The organism is Mycobacteriales bacterium (assembly GCA_035690485.1).
Taxonomy (GTDB): domain Bacteria; phylum Actinomycetota; class Actinomycetes; order JAFAQI01; family DASSKL01; genus DASSKL01.
Genome location: DASSKL010000102.1, coordinates 33,462 through 52,201 on the forward strand (window position 1 = coordinate 33,462; position 18,740 = coordinate 52,201).

17 protein-coding genes are annotated in these 18,740 nt (G+C 73.7%); 11 read left to right on the top strand and 6 right to left on the bottom strand.

What is annotated here, in order from left to right:
• Positions 1–37 precede the first annotated feature (37 nt).
• Positions 38–640 carry a phosphatase PAP2 family protein gene (locus VFJ21_15280; protein ID HET7408484.1) on the top strand — a complete coding sequence of 201 codons (603 nt, stop codon included), beginning with the start codon at positions 38–40 and terminating at the stop codon, positions 638–640.
• 19 nt (positions 641–659) lie between these two features.
• Here VFJ21_15280 and VFJ21_15285 read toward each other — a convergent pair whose 3' ends face one another.
• A complete protein-coding gene (locus tag VFJ21_15285) occupies positions 660–1,973 on the bottom strand; it encodes an alkyl sulfatase dimerization domain-containing protein (protein ID HET7408485.1) in 1,314 nt (437 codons plus the stop codon).
• Between the two features lie 13 nt (positions 1,974–1,986).
• Here VFJ21_15285 and VFJ21_15290 point away from each other — a divergent pair, with 13 nt between their 5' ends.
• On the top strand, positions 1,987–3,207 hold the full coding sequence (locus VFJ21_15290; GenBank protein ID HET7408486.1) for an isochorismate synthase: 1,221 nt from the start codon (positions 1,987–1,989) through the stop codon (positions 3,205–3,207).
• Here the strand turns inward: VFJ21_15290 and menD are convergent.
• Positions 3,197–4,885, bottom strand: coding sequence for a 2-succinyl-5-enolpyruvyl-6-hydroxy-3-cyclohexene-1-carboxylic-acid synthase (gene menD, locus VFJ21_15295; GenBank protein ID HET7408487.1), 1,689 nt, complete (start codon positions 4,883–4,885; stop codon positions 3,197–3,199). The two genes, VFJ21_15290 and menD, sit on opposite strands and share 11 nt — an antisense overlap.
• Positions 4,882–5,799, bottom strand: coding sequence for an o-succinylbenzoate synthase (locus VFJ21_15300; protein HET7408488.1), 918 nt, complete (start codon positions 5,797–5,799; stop codon positions 4,882–4,884). The genes menD and VFJ21_15300 overlap by 4 nt, the downstream gene beginning before the upstream one ends.
• Positions 5,800–5,896: 97 nt before the next feature.
• On the opposite strand from VFJ21_15300, the gene VFJ21_15305 reads away from it, so the two are divergent.
• The 5 genes from VFJ21_15305 (at position 5,897) to VFJ21_15325 (ending at position 9,990) form a co-directional block, all read left to right on the top strand.
• On the top strand, positions 5,897–6,808 hold the full coding sequence (locus tag VFJ21_15305; GenBank protein HET7408489.1) for a 1,4-dihydroxy-2-naphthoyl-CoA synthase: 912 nt from the start codon (positions 5,897–5,899) through the stop codon (positions 6,806–6,808).
• Between the two features lie 53 nt (positions 6,809–6,861).
• Positions 6,862–7,968, top strand: coding sequence for an o-succinylbenzoate--CoA ligase (gene menE / locus VFJ21_15310; protein ID HET7408490.1), 1,107 nt, complete (start codon positions 6,862–6,864; stop codon positions 7,966–7,968).
• Positions 7,965–8,837, top strand: a complete 873-nt coding sequence (locus tag VFJ21_15315; GenBank protein ID HET7408491.1) for a 1,4-dihydroxy-2-naphthoate polyprenyltransferase — start codon at positions 7,965–7,967, stop codon at positions 8,835–8,837. The genes menE and VFJ21_15315 overlap by 4 nt, the downstream gene beginning before the upstream one ends.
• A gap of 37 nt (positions 8,838–8,874) precedes the next feature.
• Complete coding sequence (locus VFJ21_15320) at positions 8,875–9,198, top strand: antibiotic biosynthesis monooxygenase (GenBank protein ID HET7408492.1); 324 nt, start codon at positions 8,875–8,877, stop codon at positions 9,196–9,198.
• An 81-nt stretch (positions 9,199–9,279) separates the two neighbouring features.
• Positions 9,280–9,990 carry a histidine phosphatase family protein gene (locus VFJ21_15325; GenBank protein HET7408493.1) on the top strand — a complete coding sequence of 237 codons (711 nt, stop codon included), beginning with the start codon at positions 9,280–9,282 and terminating at the stop codon, positions 9,988–9,990.
• On the opposite strand, the gene VFJ21_15330 is transcribed toward VFJ21_15325, so the two are convergent.
• Positions 9,983–10,642, bottom strand: coding sequence for an acVLRF1 family peptidyl-tRNA hydrolase (locus tag VFJ21_15330; protein ID HET7408494.1), 660 nt, complete (start codon positions 10,640–10,642; stop codon positions 9,983–9,985). The two genes, VFJ21_15325 and VFJ21_15330, sit on opposite strands and share 8 nt — an antisense overlap.
• On the opposite strand from VFJ21_15330, the gene VFJ21_15335 reads away from it, so the two are divergent.
• The 3 genes from VFJ21_15335 (at position 10,641) to VFJ21_15345 (ending at position 14,705) form a co-directional block, all read left to right on the top strand.
• Positions 10,641–11,510 carry an MOSC N-terminal beta barrel domain-containing protein gene (locus VFJ21_15335; protein ID HET7408495.1) on the top strand — a complete coding sequence of 290 codons (870 nt, stop codon included), beginning with the start codon at positions 10,641–10,643 and terminating at the stop codon, positions 11,508–11,510. The two genes, VFJ21_15330 and VFJ21_15335, sit on opposite strands and share 2 nt — an antisense overlap.
• Positions 11,511–11,622: 112 nt before the next feature.
• The gene (locus VFJ21_15340) at positions 11,623–13,134 is read left to right on the top strand and encodes a carboxylesterase/lipase family protein (protein HET7408496.1); all 1,512 of its coding nucleotides are present in this window, start codon (positions 11,623–11,625) and stop codon (positions 13,132–13,134) included.
• Complete coding sequence (locus VFJ21_15345; protein HET7408497.1) at positions 13,131–14,705, top strand: AMP-binding protein; 1,575 nt, start codon at positions 13,131–13,133, stop codon at positions 14,703–14,705. Before VFJ21_15340 ends, VFJ21_15345 begins: the two co-directional genes overlap by 4 nt.
• On the opposite strand, the gene VFJ21_15350 is transcribed toward VFJ21_15345, so the two are convergent.
• Both VFJ21_15350 and VFJ21_15355 read right to left on the bottom strand, forming a co-directional pair.
• Positions 14,702–15,940, bottom strand: a complete 1,239-nt coding sequence (locus VFJ21_15350; protein ID HET7408498.1) for a class I SAM-dependent methyltransferase — start codon at positions 15,938–15,940, stop codon at positions 14,702–14,704. The genes VFJ21_15345 and VFJ21_15350 overlap by 4 nt on opposite strands.
• A 23-nt stretch (positions 15,941–15,963) precedes the next feature.
• Positions 15,964–17,343 carry an FAD-binding oxidoreductase gene (locus VFJ21_15355; GenBank protein HET7408499.1) on the bottom strand — a complete coding sequence of 460 codons (1,380 nt, stop codon included), beginning with the start codon at positions 17,341–17,343 and terminating at the stop codon, positions 15,964–15,966.
• Positions 17,344–17,414: 71 nt separating this feature from the next.
• On the opposite strand from VFJ21_15355, the gene VFJ21_15360 reads away from it, so the two are divergent.
• Positions 17,415–18,734, top strand: a complete 1,320-nt coding sequence (locus tag VFJ21_15360) for an ammonium transporter (GenBank protein HET7408500.1) — start codon at positions 17,415–17,417, stop codon at positions 18,732–18,734.
• Positions 18,735–18,740: the final 6 nt, after the last annotated feature.

Here is an 18,740-nt window from a genome sequence, read left to right on the forward strand (position 1 = left end):
CGCCGATCCGTCGTACTCGTCATGTGAATGAGGCACCGTGACCCTTCTGCTCGCCGGTCCCGCCGGTGACGCGGGCGACTTCCGCGTCATCAACGACTTCGCCAAGGACAGCCACTGGCTGCACGGCTTCATGCGGGGCTTCACCGGCTACGGGATCATCCTGTTCGGCCTGGTGCTCGTCGTCGGCTACCTGATCGCCCGCTACCGGGAGGACATCGCCGGTGTCGCGGGGGTCTTCTGGGGCGGCATCGGCGCGGTCGTCGCGCTCGGCCTCAACCAGCTCATCTCGCACACGGTCGCGGAACCGCGGCCGTTCCGGGTGCTGCCGCACGTACTCGTGCTGACTCACCGCTCGACCGACTTCGCCTTCACCTCCGACCATGCGGTGGTCGCGGGCGCGATCGCCACGGCGCTGCTGTTCGTCGACCGGCGGCTCGGCATCTTCACCTGGTGCGCGGCGATCGTCTTCGCGTTCTCGCGGGTCTACACGGGCGTGCACTACCCGCACGACGTCGTCGCCGGCCTCGGGCTCGGCACCGCGGTGGTCCTCGTCGGGCGCACGTTCATGCAGCCGCTGCTGCGCTGGATCTTCGACTGGCTGGCGTCGACCGCGCTGGGACCGATCTTCGTGAGCCGCTGACCACCGGCCGCGGCGCGGCTCAGTAGTCGCCGGCGAGGTCGCGCCTGCCCCGCTCGCTCGACACGGCCGCGTGGTTGAGGATGTTGCGGGCCATCGACGACTCGTACGTCGCCGCGCGGGCCGCATAGATCTGCGCACGCACCGCGTGCACGTCGGTCGAGTCCGGTGCGGTCAGCGCGGCGAACTCGACCAGGTGGCAGGCCATCCGAGCATCGCCCGCGTCGGCCAGATCACGCGCCCGCGACAGGACCGCCTCGACCCCGCCGGCCAGCGCCACCCACTCCGCCGCCTGCTGCCGGCGCGGTGCGGGCAGCAGGTTGTCGGGCTCCCCGTCGTACCAGCCGCCGTAGCGTCGCCAGACGTTGCGCACCAGGAACTGCGGGTGGTCGTAGACCGGCCGCAGGTAGGGCTTGTCCCGCAGGTGCGCCGGGACCTCGACCGCGTGCAGCACCTCGTCGAGCGGCTTGCCCTGGTTCATCAGCGCGAGGGTCTGCGACTCGATCGCGTCGAGCAGCTCGGCGGTGTCGGTCAGCGCGGCGTGGATGCGGTCGGCGCCGAAGACCGGCAGCCCGTGCCCGGAGACCATGAGCTCCGCGCCGAGGCCGGCCATCTCGCGCAGCGCGGCGGCCCAGTCCGACAGGTAGCGCTGCACCTTCTGCGGGTTGCCGGCGTTGGGCACCGCGTAGATGAACAGGTCGCCGGGGTGCAGCAGCCGCTTCTCCGGCACCCACGTCCAGGTCGCGTCGTCGGTCTCGCCACGGGCGTGGCGCAGCTCGAAGGTGAGATCGCCGCGGTGGAAAGACAGGCGGTCGTCGTACGTCACGTCGGGGTAGCGGTAGGCGTCGGGCCAGCGGAAACGGTCGATCGGCAGGGCGAACTGCCGCTGGTTGATGGCGGAGTTCCAGCCGAGCGTGCGCAGGTAGCGGTCGAAGTGCGCGGGTACGCCGGCGTGCGCGTAGACCTGCGGGCGGGGCCAGCCGCGGTCGGTGGCCTCGGCGTCGAACCGCAGGGTGCCGAACACGTGGTCGACGTGGTGGTGCGAGTAGACGGCGGCCGCCAGCGGCGCGTCCGGGCGCCAGTCGCGGGCCTGCTCGAAGACGAGGTCGGAGTCGAGCTGGCTGCCGGTGTCGAGCATCACCAGGCCGTCGCCGGTGTCGAGGGTGGTCGCGGCAGCGATGCTCTTCATGTAGAGGACGCCGTCGGCGATCTCGTCGGCCTGCCGGTCGGCGACCGGGTGCACCGGGTGCTCGACGTGCGCGATGTCGACCTCGCCGCGCCAGTGCCTGTCGGCAAGATCACGGATGCTGGGCTGCGGCACGGTGTCGACCCCCACCTACGCTGGACGCATGACGACCGCCGAGGGTACGCACGCTCCGGTCGTCACCACCGTCGCGGTGCCGGATCCCGGGGCCCTGCTCGACGGCCTGCCGGTGCCGGGCGCGCTGGCGTGGGTCCGCGAGGGCGACGGTCTGGTCGGCTGGGGCGAGGCGGCCCGGGCGGAGTTTCGCGGGCCGGGGCGGTTCCGGCAGGCGCAGGCCTGGTGGCAGCGATACCTCGCCGCGGTGGCCGTCGTCGACGAGGTGGGGGTGCCCGGCAGCGGGCCGGTGGCGTTCGGGTCGTTCGCCTTCGACGACGCCGGCGCGTCGGTGCTGGTCGTGCCGCGCCACGTCGTCGGTCGCCGCGACAGCCGGAGCTGGCGCACGACGATCGGTCCGGCGCCGTCCATCACGGCCATGGAGCCGGTCACGGCGCCGCGGGGCCTGCGCTACCGGACCGCCCTGCACGCGCCGGCCGGCTGGCGGGCCGCGGTGGCCGACGCCGTACGCCGCATCCACGCCGGCCAGCTCGGCAAGGTCGTGCTCGCGAAGGCCGTCGACGCGCAGGCCGAGACGCCCGTCGACCCCCGCTGGCTGCTCGCCCGGCTCGCCGACCGCTACGGCGACTGCTGGACCTTCGCGGTCGACGGGCTGGTCGGCGCGACGCCGGAGCTGCTGGTGCGCCGGCTCGGCACCGAGGTCCGATCGCGGGTGCTGGCGGGGACGATCACCCGCGGTGACGACGCGCAGGAGGACCACCTGCTGGCCCAGGCCCTGGCGACGTCGTCGAAGGACCTCGACGAGCACCGGTTCGCGGTCGACTCGGTCACCGCGTCCCTGCGGGAGTGCTGCAGCGAGGTCACGGCCTCCGCGCCGTACCTCCTGCCGCTCGCCAACGTGCAGCACCTCGCCACCGACGTGCGCGGCCGGGTCGCCGATGAGGCCTCGGCGCTCGACCTGGTGGCGGCCCTGCACCCCACCGCCGCCGTGGCCGGCACTCCCACCCGGGACGCACTCGCGGTGATCGCCGAGCTCGAGGACGTGGACCGCGGCCGCTACGCCGGACCGGTGGGCTGGCTCGACGCGGCCGGCGACGGCGAGTGGGGCATCGCGCTGCGCTGTGCGGCGCTCGACGGGGACCGGCTGCGGCTCTACGCCGGTTGCGGCATCGTCGGTGAGTCCGACCCCGAGGCAGAGGCCGCCGAGTGGGAGGCCAAGCTGCTGCCGATCCGGCAGGCGCTCACGGTCTGACCGCGGTCGCGACGGCCCCGCGGATGCGTTCGACCTGGGCGAGCAGTTGCCGCCGGTCGGTGCGGATGTGGACGACCCGGATCCCGTCGCTCGGGCGAACGGCCGCCGCGAGGTCGGACGGCGTATCGACCCGGGTGTACGACGTACGCGTGGCCGCGCACAGCGCCTGCAGGTCGGTGCCGTGCGGCGTGCCGAAGATGCGCTCGAAGGCGGCCGCGTGCTCGGGCGCGCCCTGCTCCAGCAGCCCGAAGATGCCGCCGCCGTCGTTGTCGACGACGACGATCGTCAGGTCCGGCCTCGGCTCGCCCGGGCCGATGACGAGGCCGTTCGCGTCGTGCAGGAACGTCAGGTCGCCGACGACCGCGTAGGCCGGTGCGCCGCCCGTCGTCCGCTGGTGCGCGAGCGCCGCGCCGACCGCGGTCGAGACCGTGCCGTCGATGCCGGCCACCCCGCGGTTAGCGAGCGCCCGAAGTGCGCCGAGGTCGCCCGCCGCGATGTCGAAGTCACGAACCGGCAACGAGGATCCCAGCAGGACCAGCGAACCCGCGGGCGCGGTGCGAGCGAGGTCACGAGCGACGCGCAGGCCCGACAGGGAACCTTCGCCGTCGAGCACTGCGTCGAGAGCGGCGCGGGCGCGGGCCTCCACCTGGACCCAGGCGAGCAGCCAGTCCGCGTCGGGCTCCGCGCCGGCGATCTCCGCCGGCAGACCCAGCGCGACGGATGCGGCCTGCCGCCCGGCGTCGGCCCACCGCGGGCCGGCCACCCGCACCTCGGTGCGAATCGCCGGGTCGCGCAGCAGCGCCTGCACCCCGCGGGTCAGTGTCGGGCGGCCGACGACGAGCACGCGCTCCGGTCGCAGCTCGTCGAGCAGGCCGGGGACCGCCAGCAGCAGCGGGTAGGTCGTGACCGCGTGATCTCCCGCCCGCGCGCCGCTGGAAGGTTCGGCGAGGACCGGCCACCCGGCGGCCTCGGCGAGCCGGACCGCCCGGACGCCGAGGTCACCGGGCGCGTCACCGGCGACGACCAGCGTGCGTGCGGGCCGGGGGTCGATCGGTGCCGGTCTCACCTCGGCCGGTCCGACGTGCGTCCACGGCGCACCGCCCGGCCGGCCGGGCGGTGCGGTGCCAGAGTCGGGGGTGAGCGGGTCGCGCAGCGGCAGGTTGAGATGCACCGGCCCGGGGTCGCCGGTCAGGGCGCCGGTCGCGGCGGCAAGGGTCCGGTCGACCACGGTCCGCCAGTAGGCCGCTCCGCCCGCTTCCGACGGCGTGCCGATCTCTGCGTAGAGGCGGACGGCGTCCCCGTAGAGCTTGACCTGGTCGACCGTCTGGTTGGCCCCGGCTCCGCGCAGCTCCGGCGGCCGGTCGGCGGTGAGCACGAGCAGCGGCACGCCCGACTCCGCCGCCTCGAGGACTGCCGGGTGCAGGTTGGCCGCGGCCGTGCCCGAGGTGCAGCAGACCGGCACCGGCGCGCCCGAGGCCTTGGCCAGGCCGAGCGCGAGGAACGCCGCCGACCGCTCGTCGACGCGCACGTGCAGCCGCAACCGCCCGTCGGCATCGGCGGCGTGCAAGGCGAACGACAGCGGGGCGTTGCGGGACCCGGGCGAGAGGACGGCCTCGCGTACGCCGCAGCGCACGAGCTCGTCGACCAGCACGGTCGCGAAGACGGTCGAGGGGTTCACGCCAGCGCCCGCACCGCGTGCAGGCGCACCCGCCACAGCTCCGTGGCCTGCTCGTCCGCGGCGACGGCGGCGAGCATCTCGGGCGAGGGTGCCGGACGTCGCACCGGCAGGGCTCCGTCGACCGGCAGCAACGGGTCGTCGACCACATCGGCGGTCAGCAGCTGCACGGTCGCGAGACCACAGGCGTGCGGCAGCTCCGGCAGCGCGGCGGCCAGCGCGACACCTGCGGCGATGCCGACCGAGGTCTCCAGCGCGGACGACACGACCACCGGCAACCGGCACTCGTCGGCCAGCCGCAGGCAGGCGTGCACGCCGCCGAGCGGCTGCACCTTGAGCACGACGATGTCCGCCGCGCCCAGCCGGGCCACCCGCAACGGGTCCGACGCCCGGCGCACGGACTCGTCGGCAGCGATCGGCACGTCGACCCGGCGGCGGACGGCGGCCAGCTCCTCGACAGTCGGGCAGGGCTGCTCGACGTACTCCAGCCCACCCGCCGCCCGGTCCAGCGCGCGGATGCGAGCGACCGCGGTCTCGACGTCCCAGGCGGCATTGGCGTCGACCCGCACGTGCCCGCCCGGGCCCAGCGCGTCGCGGACGGCGGCCACCCGCTCGAGGTCGGCCGACTCGGGCTGCCCCGGCTCGGCAACCTTCACCTTCGCCGTGCGGCAGCCGGCGGACCGGCGTACGACCTCGGCTGCCTGCTCGGGGCCGACCGCCGGCACGGTGACGTTGACCGGCACCGACGAGCGCACCGGGGCGGGCCATGGCCGCTCGGCCGACTCCGCTGCCGCCCGCCACCAGGCAACCGACTCCGCGGCGTCGTAGTCCCAGAACGGCGAGAACTCCGTCCAACCGGCCGGCCCCTCCCAGAGCACCGCCTCGCGGGTCGTGATGCCGCGGAACCGCGTGCGCATCGGGATCGCGACGGTCACGGGAGCCGACAGGCCAGCGGGCGGCGGGGTCTCCGTCCCGTCGGCGGTGGGCTGCGGCATGCGACCTATGATCCCGGACGTGGGTGAGCGGGCCGTCTCGGAGTTGTTCGACCCGGCGGCATGGAGGCCCGTGGCGGGCTTCGACTTCACCGACATCACCTACCACCGGGCCGTCGACACGGGCGCCGTGCGGGTCGCGTTCGACCGGCCGGAGGTGCGCAACGCGTTCCGGCCGCACACGGTCGACGAGCTCTACCGGGCGCTGGACCACGCGCGGCAGACCTCCGACGTCGGCTGCGTGCTGCTGACCGGCAACGGCCCGTCGCCGAAGGACGGCGGGTGGGCGTTCTGCTCCGGCGGCGACCAGCGGATCCGCGGGCGCGACGGCTACCGCTACGCGGAGGGCACCGACGCGGCGAGCATCGACCCGGCGCGGTCCGGCCGGCTGCACATCCTCGAGGTGCAGCGGCTCATCCGCTTCATGCCGAAGGTCGTCATCTGCGTGGTGCCCGGCTGGGCCGCCGGTGGCGGGCACAGCCTGCACGTGGTCAGCGACCTCACCCTCGCCAGCCGCGAGCACGCGCGCTTCAAGCAGACCGACGCCGACGTGGCGAGCTTCGACGGCGGCTTCGGGTCGGCCTACCTCGCCCGCCAGGTGGGGCAGAAGTTCGCGCGCGAGATCTTCTTCCTCGGCCGGGACTACGACGCCGAGGCCGCGCACCGCATGGGCATGGTCAACGAGGTCGTCGCGCACGCCGACCTGGAGTCGGTGGCCCTCGACTGGGCCCGCGTGATCAACCGCAAGAGCCCGACGGCGCAGCGGATGCTGAAGTTCGCCTTCAACCTCGTCGACGACGGGCTGGTCGGCCAGCAGGTGTTCGCCGGCGAGGCGACGCGGCTGGCCTACATGACCGACGAGGCGGCCGAGGGGCGCGATGCGTTCCTCGAGAAGCGGCCGCCGGACTGGTCGGCGTTCCCCTGGCACTTCTAGTGGCCCGCACGCTCGAGCCGCGGCCCTGCCCGACCGGGCCGGCGGTTCTCGACATCTGGTGGCAGCCGCTCGCGGCCGCGCTCGACGGCGGCGGGCCGGCGCTGCTGCCGGTGCCGGACGGGCCGGCAGCGGACGGCGTCCTCGCCATGGGGCGCGCCGGCGAGCCGATCGACGACGACGTCGCCCTGGTCGTGCCCACGTCCGGGTCGACCGGCGAACCGAAGGGCGCGCAGCTCACGACCGCGGCGCTGCGGCACTCCGCCGCGGCAACCCTCGAGCGGCTCGGCGGGCAGGGACAGTGGCTGCTCGCCCTGCCGGTGACCCACATCGCGGGCCAGCAGGTGCTGGTCCGCTCGCTGCTCGCGAACACCCCGCCGGTCTGCCTCGATCTGTCCTGCGGCTTCACGGCCGAGGGGTTCGCGGCGGCAACGGAGGCACTCACCGCCCAACGCCGCTACACCGCCCTGGTGCCCACCCAGCTGGCCCGCCTGCTCGACGACGCGCCGGCCGCGCTCACGTCGTACGACGCGGTGCTCGTCGGCGGTGCGGCCACTCCCCCGGCCCTGCTGGCGCGCGCCCGCGACGCCGGCGTCCGGGCGGTGACCACCTACGGGATGAGCGAGACCGCCGGCGGCTGCGTCTACGACGGGCTGCCGCTCGACGGCGTGCGGGTGCGCCTCGCCGGCGACGGGCGCATCCTGCTCGGCGGCCCGACGGTCTTCCGCGGCTACCGGCTGCGGCCGGACCTGACGGCCGCCGCGCTGGAGACCGCCGACGGGACGACCTGGCACGTGACCAACGACATCGGCCGGCTGGACGGGGGGCGGCTCGAGGTGCTCGGCCGCCGTGACGACGTCATCGTGACCGGCGGCGAGAAGGTGGCCCCGGTCCCGGTCGAGGCGGCGCTGTGCGCCCTGGCCGGCGTGCGCGCCGCGGCCGTCGTGGGCGTCGCGGACCGCGAGTGGGGGCAGCGCGTCGTCGCCGCGGTCGTCGCCGCCGACCCGAGCCGGCCGCCGACCCTCGACGCGGTGCGCGCCGGGCTGACCGCGCTGCCGCGTCACGCCCTGCCCCGCGAGGTCGTGGTCGTCGCCGCCCTGCCACTGCTGGCCTCCGGCAAGACCGACCGCGACGCCGTACGCCGTCTGGTGACCGGCGCGTGACCGCCACCGCGCAGCAGTGGGTCGAGGGGGCCCGCCCACGCACGCTGCCGGCGGCGATCGCACCGGTGGCCGTGGGGACCGGCGCGGCGGTCGCCGTCGACGACGGCATCTGGTGGAAGGCGCTGCTCGCCCTCGTCGTCGCCCTCGCCCTCCAGGTCGGCGTCAACTACGCCAACGACTACAGCGACGGGGTCCGCGGCACCGACGCCACCCGCGTCGGGCCGTTCCGGCTCGTGGGATCGGGCGCAGCCTCGCCGGGCAGCGTGCGCGCCGCCGCGCTGGCGGCGTTCGCCGTCGGCGCCGCCGCGGGCCTCGTCCTGGCCGCGACGACCTCCTGGTGGCTGCTGCTGGTCGGCGCCGCCGCCCTGGTCGCCGCGTGGACCTACACGGGCGGACCACTGCCCTACGGCTACCGGGCGCTGGGAGAGGTCTTCGTCTTCCTGTTCTTCGGACTGGTCGCCGTGCTCGGCACGACCTACGTGCAGGCCGGCACGGTCACCTGGCCGGCCGCCGCCGGCGCGGTCGCGATCGGCGCGTGGGCCTGCGCGATCCTCGTCGCCAACAACCTGCGCGACATCCCCACCGACACTGCCACCGGCAAACGCACCCTCGCGGTCGTCCTCGGCGCTCGGCGCAGCCGGATCCTGTACGCCGCCCTCGTGACCCTCCCCGTGCTGGCCTGCCTCGCCGTGGCGCCGGCGCATCCGGTGACCCTGATCGCGCTCGCCACGGTTCCCGTCGCCGTCCGGCTGGCAAGGACCGTGCTGGGAGGCGCCTCAGGACGCGACCTCATCCCGGTCCTCGCCGGCACCGGCCGGGCCGAGCTCGTCTACGCGGCGCTGTTCGCCGTCGGCCTCGCGGTGAGCTGAATCTAGAGTGGGCCCTCCCCCTGCGAAAGGAACCTCGATGGCCGCAACGACCAAGGTCGCCGCGATCGCCCAGCTCACCGCCGCCGACGGCAAGCGCGACGAGCTCGTCGCCGTGCTACGTGATCTCGTGAAGGCCGTCGGCGACGGCGAGCCCGACACGCTGGTCTACGCGATGCACACCGACGACGCTGACGAGACCACCGTCTGGTTCTACGAGCTCTACGCGTCCGCCGACGCGGCCGCGGCCCACAGCAAAGGGAGCGCGCTGCGCGAGATCGGCAGCCGGCTGGCTGGCCTGGTGGCCGGACCGCCGGTGGTGCACCGGCTGAGCCCGCAAGCCGCTCACGGCCTGAGCCTCTGACCGGATCCGGGTCGGTCGGCCCGTCGGCCGCCGAGGCCGCCTGAACGCCTCGCAATCTGCCGGCCACTAGAGTCGCGAGGCGTGACGACCGAGGACGACACCGAGCCGAAGGAGTACCGCCAGCACCGCTTCGCTCCCCCGCCGGGAGCGACCGACATCCTGCTGGTGCGCCACGGTGAGTCCGCCCCCGCGCGCGAGGACCGGCCGTTCGAGCTCGTCGACGGCCAGGGCGATCCCGAGCTCGCCCCGGAGGGTCGTGAGCAGGCGAGGCGGGTCGCCGAGCGGCTGTGCAACGAGCCGATCGACGCGGTCTACGTGACCTCGCTGCGGCGAACCCGCGAGACCGCCCAGCCGCTGCTCGACCGCCTCGGCATCGAGGCCACCGTGGAGCGGGAGTTCCGGGAGGTGCACCTCGGCGACTGGGAGAGCGGCATCTTCCGCAAGCACGTCTCCGAGGGGCACCCGATCGCCGTGCAGATGGGCCTGCAGGAGCGCTGGGACGTGATCCCCAACGCCGAGAAGTCCGAGGACTTCGCCGCCCGCGTCCGCGGCGCCGTGGAGAAGATCGCCGCCGCCCACCCGGACGGCCGGGTGGTGGTGTTCACCCACGGCGGCGTCATCGGTCAGGTGCTGTCGCTGGCCAGCCGGTCGCGGCCGTTCGCGTTCCTCGGGGCCGACAACGCGTCGATCTCGCAGATCGTGGTCACCGGCGAGCGCTGGATCGTGCGGCGGTTCAACGACACCGCGCACCTCGGCCCGCTCTTCAGCGTCGAGCCCGACCCGCTCACCTAGCCGGGCCGGCACCAGCCGGTTCCGTCAGGTCGATCCGCACCGCCCGGAAGCGACGCGGCATGTCGTCGAGGACGGCCCGGCGCGGCACGGGCACGTCGAGGTGCCACTGGCCGACCAGCGGGACCAGCGGGGCGAGCCGCCGGTCCTCGAGCACGGTGTCGAGGGCACGGCGGTCGCCGCCGACGACCACCGCGTCGAGGATGTCGGCAACCGGCAGCAGGACGCGCGCGGCGGTGTCGGCCGCCGCGGCGAGGGCGACCCGCGCCTGGCCCTCGCGCCGGCGGGCGAACCGCTGCTGCGACTGGCCCCCTGCGGCCGAGCGCCCGTGCACCGGTCGCGCGCCGACCTTGGAGGCCGTCAGCGTCGCACCCTGGAAGACCCCCACGGCGTAGCCGCCGAGGCGCACGAGCAGCACTCCCACCCGACGTTCGGCCAGCGCGTGCGCGACGAGCCCGGCGTAGGCCGCCGTGCACTCCGCCAGCGGCGGGAACGGCACGTGCGCCGTGACGGCAGCACCGTCGGCGGCGCGCAGCTCGACCCGGTCGGCGTACGCCGTCACCGTGACCGGCCCGTGCCGCTCGGCGAAGCCGTCCAGCCAGCGTTCGAGCCGTTCCGGCGCCACCTCGAGGCGGCGGGTGAAAGATGGCAGCATGGCGAACGACAGCGTGGCAGGGCAAATCCAGGAGATCTGGCGCTACCCGGTGAAGAGCATGCGGGGCGAGCGCATGGACGCCGCGCACCTGACCGCCACCGGGCTGCTCGGCGACCGCGGGTGGGCCACTCGCGACGAGCGGCGGGGCGGCATCCGTGGCGCGAAGAAGATCCGCGACCTGATGCTGTGCGCCGCGACCTACGTCGCCGAGCCGACGCCCGACAGCCCGACCCCGCACGTGGTCATGACGCTGCCCGACGGATCCGCGGTGCGCAGCGACGACTCCGACGCGGCGACGCGGTTGAGCCGGGCGATCAACCACCCCGTCACGCTGTGGCCGTTGCAGCCGGCGGATGACCTCGACCACTACCGCCGCGGCCCGGCCGACCACGAGGACGTGGTCGAGGAGCTGCGGGACATCTTCGGGCGCGGCGAGGACGAGCCGCTGCCCGACCTGTCGGGGTTGCCACCGGTGATCTTCGAGTTCGAGTCGCCGCCCGGGACCTACTACGACGCCTACCCGGTGCACATCGTCACGACGGCCACGCTGCGCACGCTCGGCCGGCTCGGGGAGCGCGATGCGCCCGACGTACGCCGGTTCCGGCCGACCATCCTCGTCGACACGCCCGACGCCGACGGCTTCCCCGAGCGCGACTGGATCGGCTCGACCGTCCGGGTGGGCGAGGTCGAGATCGAGGTGGTCACCGACTGCCCACGCTGCTCGATGGTGCAGCTGCCGCAGCAGGGGCTGCCCGCCGACAAGCCGCTGCTGCGCACGGTCGTGCGCGACGCCAACCAGAACGTCGGCGTCTACTGCAACGTGCGCACGCCCGGCCGGATCAGCGTGGGCGACTCCCTCACCCGGTAGGGCGAATCCCCTCGCCGTCCGAGGCATCGGGGCGGCAAATCGCCGCAGGATGCTGTCTATTCGCGCCCGGACGTTGTAGAACGACGTTCGGAACGGCCGAGGGGAGCGCCGCATGACCGCAGTGGTGGAGACGAGGGACGGTCGCGTCCGGGGCGAGGAGGTCGACGGCCTGCGCCGGTTCCTCGGCATCCCGTTCGCGGCGACGACCGCCGGCGCCGGGCGCTGGCGGGCCCCCGCGCCCGCACAACCGTGGACCGGCGAGCGCGACGCGACGGCGTTCGGGCCCGTCGCGCCGCAGCCCGACGGCATGCTCGCGCTGCTCCCGGTCGGCGCGGTCCAGGACGAGGACTGCCTGACGCTCAACGTCTGGACCCCCGGCGTGGCAGGCCGGCGGCCGGTGATGGTCTGGGTGCACGGCGGCGCGTTCCGGCAAGGAGCGGCGCGCAGCGCGATGTACGACGGTGCCGCGCTGGCTCGCCGCGGCGACGTCGTCGTCGTCTCGCTCAACTACCGGCTCGGCGCCCTCGGCTTCCTGGCCCACCCCGACCTGCGCGACGGCGACGGCGGGCCCGCCGGCAACTGGGGCATGCTCGACCAGGTCGCGGCCCTGCAGTGGGTGCGCGACAACATCGCGGCGTTCGGTGGCGACCCGGGCAACGTGACGGTCTTCGGCGAGTCGGCGGGCTCGATGGCGATCGGCTGCCTGCTCGCGTCACCGTCGACGAAGGGCCTCCTCCACAAGGCGATCCTGCAGTCCGGCGCCCCGTCCGCGCTCGCCCTCGACCAGGCCGCGGAGATCGCCGAGCGGCTCGCCAAGGCGGCCGGCGTCACGTCGGTGGCCGAGCTGCGCGACGTGCCGGTTCCGGCGATCCTCGCCGCCCAGCAGCAGATCGACGCCGAGGACGCCGCCCTTCGGCTGATCCCGTCGGTCGACGGCCACTTCCTCGACCGGGCACCCCTGGCCGCCCTCGCCTCCGGCGCGGCCGCGCACGTACCGACCGTGATCGGCACCAACCGCGAGGAGTGGAAGCTGTGGGCGCCGGCCGACCCGCGCTCGCGCGACCTCGACGACGCCGGCCTGCGCCGGCGGCTGAGCCGGGTCTACGACGCGACCGACGCCGAGATCGACGCGCTGGTCGAGGAGTTCACCCGGGCCCGCGCCGCCACCGGCCAGGCCATCGCGCCCAACGACCTGTGGTTCGCACTCGAGACCGAGCGCGTCTTCCGGGCGCCGGCGATGCGCACCGCCGAGACCCTGGCCGCCCACCAGCCCGCGACCTTCGCCTACCTCTTCACCTACGGTTCGCCGGCGATGCACGGCTGGCTCGGCGCCTGCCACGCACTCGAGATCGCCTTCGTGTTCGGCACGCAGGGTCAGGCCGAGACCGCGCTGTTCACCGGCAGCGGGCCGGAGGCCGACCGGCTGTCGGAGTGGCTGATGGACTCCTGGCTCGCCTTCGCCCGCACCGGCGACCCGTCGACCGAGGCGCTCGGGAGATGGCCCGGCTATGACGCCCGGCGCCGCCCCACCCTGGTCATCGGCACCGAGCACGCGATCGTCGACGCGCCCTACGACGACGAGCGGGGCACCGTGGCCGCCCTGCTCTACCGGGACGACGCGTGACCGCCGTCGAGAGCCGCACCCCGGAGCAGGTCCGGGCGGCGGCGGGCGTCGGCATGACGCTCGCCCTGCACGCGAGCGCCGACCCGGACCACCCGGCGCTTCTCACCCCGCACGGCGACCGGACGTTCGGCGAGCTCAACGCCAACGTCAACCGGCTCGTCCGCTACCTGCGCGGCCAGGGCCTGCAGGCCGGCGACGCGCTGGCGCTCGTCTGCAGCAACCGGCCGGAGTTCGCCGAGGTCTACTACGCGTGCCTGCGCGCCGGGCTGCGCATCACGCCGGTCAACTGGCACCTCACCGGCGAGGAGATGGGCTACATCGTCGACGACTGCGAGGCCAAGGCCGTCGTCGCCGACGTGCTCTTCGCCGCCGCCGTCCGCGAGGCCGTCGCCGCCGCCCCGCACGTCAGGGTCAAGCTCGCGGTGGCCGGACCGATCGACGGCTTCACGGCCTACGACGACGCGTTGGCCGGCCAGTCCGCCGACGACATCGACGACCCGGTCCTCGGCAAGGGGATGCTCTACACCTCGGGGACGACCGGGCGGCCCAAGGGAGTCGACCGGCCGCCGGTCACCGGGCGTCCCGACCCAGGCGCGATCACGATCGCGGTCGCCGCCGCGGCCCGCCAGGACCCCGCGACCGACGTGCACCTGTGCACCGGGCCGCTCTACCACGCCGCGCCGCTCGCCTTCTCCCTCGCGGGTCCCCTCGGGGCGGGGGTCACGACCGTCGTGATGGACGGGTGGGACCCGGAGGAGATGCTGCGGCTCGTCGACGCGCACCGAGTGAGCCACACCCACGTCGTGCCCACGATGTTCCACCGGCTGCTCGCGCTACCCGACGACGTCAAGGCGCGCTACGACGTCTCGTCGCTTCGCTTCGTCGTGCACGGCGCCGCGCCGTGCCCGGTCGAGGTGAAGAAGGGGATCATCGAGTGGTTCGGGCCGGTGGTGTTCGAGTACTACGCGGCAACCGAGGGCGGCGGCACGTTCGTCGGCTCCGAGGAGTGGCTGGCCCGGCCGGGCACCGTCGGCAAGCCGCTGGTCGACGATCTGATCCGCATCCTCGACGACGAGGGCAACCTGCTGGCCGCCGGCGAGGTGGGCACGGTCTACATGCGCGCGTCGCAGAACGGCCGCTTCCGCTACTTCAAGGACGAGGCGAAGACCGAGGGCAGCTACCGGGGTGACTACTTCACCCTCGGCGACCACGGCTACCTCGACGACGAGGGCTGGCTGTTCCTGACCGGTCGCATCGCGGAGCTGATCATCTCCGGCGGGGTCAACATCTACCCGGCCGAGGTCGACGCGGTGCTGCTCGAGCACCCGGCCGTCGGCGACGCCGGCACCATCGGCGTGCCCAACGTCGAGTGGGGCGAGGAGGTCAAGGCGGTCGTCGAGCTGCGCGCCGGCCACCAGCCCTCCGAGGCGCTGGCCGCCGAGCTCATGCAGTGGTGCCGCGACCGGCTGGCCCACTACAAGTGCCCGCGCAGCGTCGACTTCGTCGCCGAGCTGCCGCGCCACGACAACGGCAAGCTCTACCGCCGCAAGCTGCGGGAGATGTACGCCTAGCTGCCCCAGTCGGGCCGCAGCGGCATGCCGGAGGCCGCGTCGGGCCCGAGCTTGACTCCGAGCACCTGGTGCAGCTGGATCCGGTCGGTCTCGAACCCCAGCCGCGACGCGGCGAGGTAGAGCCGCCACACGCGCGACTTGCCGATGCCGACCTCCTCGACGGCCTCGTCCCAGTGGCCGTCGAGGTTGGCCGACCAGGCGGTGAGGGTCTTCGCGTAGTGCTCGCGGAGGTTCTCCTCGTGGCGGATCTCGAAGCCGTGGTTCTGCATCACCGAGACGATGTGGCCGAGACCGAGCAGCTCTCCGTCGGGGAACACGTAGCGATGGATGAAGCCACGCCGCTTGATGACCGACTCGGTGGTCGTCGGCCGCATGATGCAGTGGTTGAGCAGCCGGCCCTGCGGGCGCAGCTTCGACTGCAGGAACGAGAAGTAGGCCGGCAGCTGGGCCTTGCCGATGTGCTCGGTCAGCCCGATCGACGAGACGGCGTCGAAACCGTCCTCGCGTACGTCGCGGTAGTCCATGTGCCGCACCTCGGCCAGGTCGGACAGGCCGGCCTCGGCGATGGCCTTCTGCGCCCACTCGGCCTGCTGCCGCGACAAGGTGACGCCGATCGCCTGCACGCCGTAGTGCCGGGCCGCATGCATGACCATGCCGCCCCAGCCGCAGCCGACGTCGAGCAGCCGCATGCCGGGCTGCAGCCCTAGCTTGCGGGCCACCAGGTCGTGCTTCTCGTACTGCGCCTCCTCGAGGCTCGCGTCGGCGCGCGGGAAGACCGCGCAGGTGTAGGCCATCGAGGGCCCGAGCAGCCACTCGTAGAACGTGTTCGACACGTCGTAGTGGTGAGAGATCGCCTGCGCGTCGCGGCCCTTGGAATGCCGCCGGCCGCGCAGCCGCACCTCCTGCGCCGGCTTGGGCGGCCGTCGTAGCGCAGCCGGGCCGAGGGTTCGGGCGATCTCGGCGCGGTCGGCCCACGACAGCGCGGTCACCGACGGCTGCGAGAGCCGGGTGAGCGCGGCGTACATCTCCCCGTCGACGTCGATCTCGCCGGCGATGTAGGCACGCGCGAGACCGAGCTCACCGGGTGACGAGACGAGGTAGGACACGGCACGTGGCGAGCGGATCGCCACGTGGATGTCGGCGTCGACAGGCCCGGCCGTGCTGCCGTCGTACGCCGTGAAGCGCACGCCGTCCTGACCGGCGACGACATGGTGGAACGCCTCCGCGATCTGCACGGGTCTTCACCTTCCTGCGGGGGTCAGCGGCGCTCGACGCACTTCGCGTAGAGGTCGAGCAGCCGGCCGTGGGGGTCGTAGCGACGCTTGAGGTCACCGTAGGTGCTGCCGCCGTAGAGAGGCCAGAACTCCTCCGGCGTGTAGTGAGCCGTCGAGTAGAGAGACTTGCGCCCGCCCAGCTCGCCGACGAGTGCCTCGACCCGACGGTTGTGCGTGTCGGCGGGCTGACGGGGTGCCAGGGGCACGGTGCCCCAGAAGCCGAAGTTGACGTAGAGCGCGCCGGGATCCATCGCGTAGAGGTCCCAGGTGCTCGACCGGTCGCGCTGGCGCAACGGGCACATCCACACCGGCCGCATGCCGACGTCGCGGTCGAACGCGGCCAGGAAGTCACCGGCCCGGCCGACGGGGATCTCCACGTCCTGGATGACCGGCTCCGTGGCGGGCCGGCCGCGCAACCGGTCGTAGCGGCGCTTGACGCCGTAGCGGTTCTCGAGCGCGACCAGCCTCCAGTAGACGTCGGAACGCAGCCACCGCTTCGGCCACAAGCGGCGCACCAGCGGCCGCTGCACGCCAAACGCCCCGGAGCACCAGAACCAGTCGGTGTCCCAGCGCCACAGGTAGTCGTGGATCGTCAGGTAGTCGGTCTCGCGCTGCTGGATCGACCGGTAGTAGATGTGCTCGCCGGTGTAGTCGCTGGTCCGCGCGGCGGTGTCCGCGAAACGCCCGGTGGTCAGGTAGAGCTCCTCCGGCGAGAACGCGACGCCGTCGAGGAAGTCGATGTCGTCCTCGACCAGGCGCTGCATCGCCGCGAAGCACTCGGCCGCGGAGGAGAAGCGGTGATGGGTCAGCGCGACGTAGGGCCGCACCGGCTGCAGCTCGATGCGCAGCCGAAGCGCGTAGCCCAACGTGCCGTAGGAGTTCGGGAAGCCGTAGAAGAGGTCGCGGTGCTCGCCCTGCGGCCGCACGCACAGCACCTCGCCCGCGCCGGTGAGCACGTCCATCTCGAGCACGGACTCGTGCGGCAGGCCATGCCGGAACGACGTCGACTCGATGCCCAGCCCGGTCACCGCACCGCCGAGCGTGATGGTCTTCAGCTGCGGCACGACCAGCGGCATCAGCCCGTGCGGCAGCGTCGCCGCGACGAGGTCCTCGTAGGTCGTCATCCCGAGCACGTCCGCGGTCCGCGCCTGCGGATCGATCGCGAGGACGCCGGAGAACGCGTCGACGCCGAGCCGGGTGACGCCCGACCGCTGCCGGGTGCGGAACAGGTTCGACGTGCGCTTGCCCAGCCGCACGGCGGCGTCGGGCGGGGCCGCCGCCAGGTCGGCCCGCAGCCGGTCGACGGCGGCGCGGTAGGCGGCGTACGCCGGTCCGGCGGTCTTCGACGACTCGGTGAGCGTCATCCCTGCATTGTTCATCACGCCGAAACACACGCGCAGCGATGCGGAAACCTGATCGGCGGACGCTCCCCGCCATGCACATCGACAGCGGCGCGACCGCCTGGGTGCTGGTGAGCGCTGCCCTCGTGCTGCTCATGACCCCGGGGCTCGCGTTCTTCTACGGCGGGATGGTGCGGTCCAAGCACGTGCTCGCGATGCTCATGCAGAACGTCGTGTGCATGGGCATCGTCGGCGTGCTGTGGGTGCTCGCGGCCTACAGCCTGGCGTTCGGCAAGGACGCCGGCTTCGGCCTGATCGGCGACGCGCACCAGTTCGGGCTGGCGCACATGCAGGAGGCGGTCGCCGGCTATCACGGGGCGCTGGCGCAGTCGATCCCGCCGCTGGCGTTCGTCGCCTTCCAGCTGATGTTCGCCGTCATCACCCCGGCCCTGATCACCGGCGGCATCGCGGACCGGGTGAAGTTCGGCGCGTTCGCCGTGTTCGTCGTGATCTGGCTCCTGGTCGTCTACGCGCCGATCGCCCACTGGGTGTTCTCCCCCGAGGGCTGGCTCTTCCAGCGGGGCGCCGAGGACTTCGCGGGCGGCACCGTCGTGCACGCCAACGCAGGCGCCGCCGCACTCGCCCTGGTGCTCGTCCTCGGCAAGCGGGTCGGCTGGCCGCGAGAACCGATGCGCCCGCACAACCTGCCGTTCACGCTGCTCGGCGCCGGCCTGCTGTGGTTCGGCTGGTTCGGCTTCAACGCCGGCTCTGCCCTGGGCGCCAACCAGACCGCGGCCTACGCCTTCGTCAACACCAACACGGCGACGGCCGCGGCGATGCTGGCCTGGCTCCTGGTCGAACGGCTGCGCGACGGTCACCCGACGACGCTGGGTGCTGCGTCCGGCGCGGTGGCCGGGCTCGTCGCGATCACCCCCGCCGCGGGCTACGTCAGCCCACTCGGGTCGATCGCGATCGGCCTGGTCGCCGGCGCGGTGTGCGCCTGCGCGATCGGCCTGAAGTACCGCCTGGGCTACGACGACGCGCTCGACGTCGTGGGGGTGCACCTGGTCGGCGGGGTGCTCGGCGCCCTGCTCATCGGCTTCTTCGGCACCGCCCGGGTGGGGGGTGCCAACGGGTTGTTCTACGGCGGCAGCGCGGGCCTCCTCGGCGAGCAGGCGCTCGCCGTCGTGACCGCCGTCGGCTACTCGTTCGTCGTCACCTACCTGCTCGCCAAGCTCCTCGACAAGGTCATCGGGCTGCGGGTGAGCCGCGACGACGAGCACGCCGGGCTCGACGCGACGCTGCACGCGGAGACGGCGTACGACCTCGGGGCCGTCCGCACCGGCGGCGCGCTCACCGCTCGAGTGCCGGGCACCTCCGGCGATGCCCCGCAAACGGTGGCGTACCGTACATAACCACCG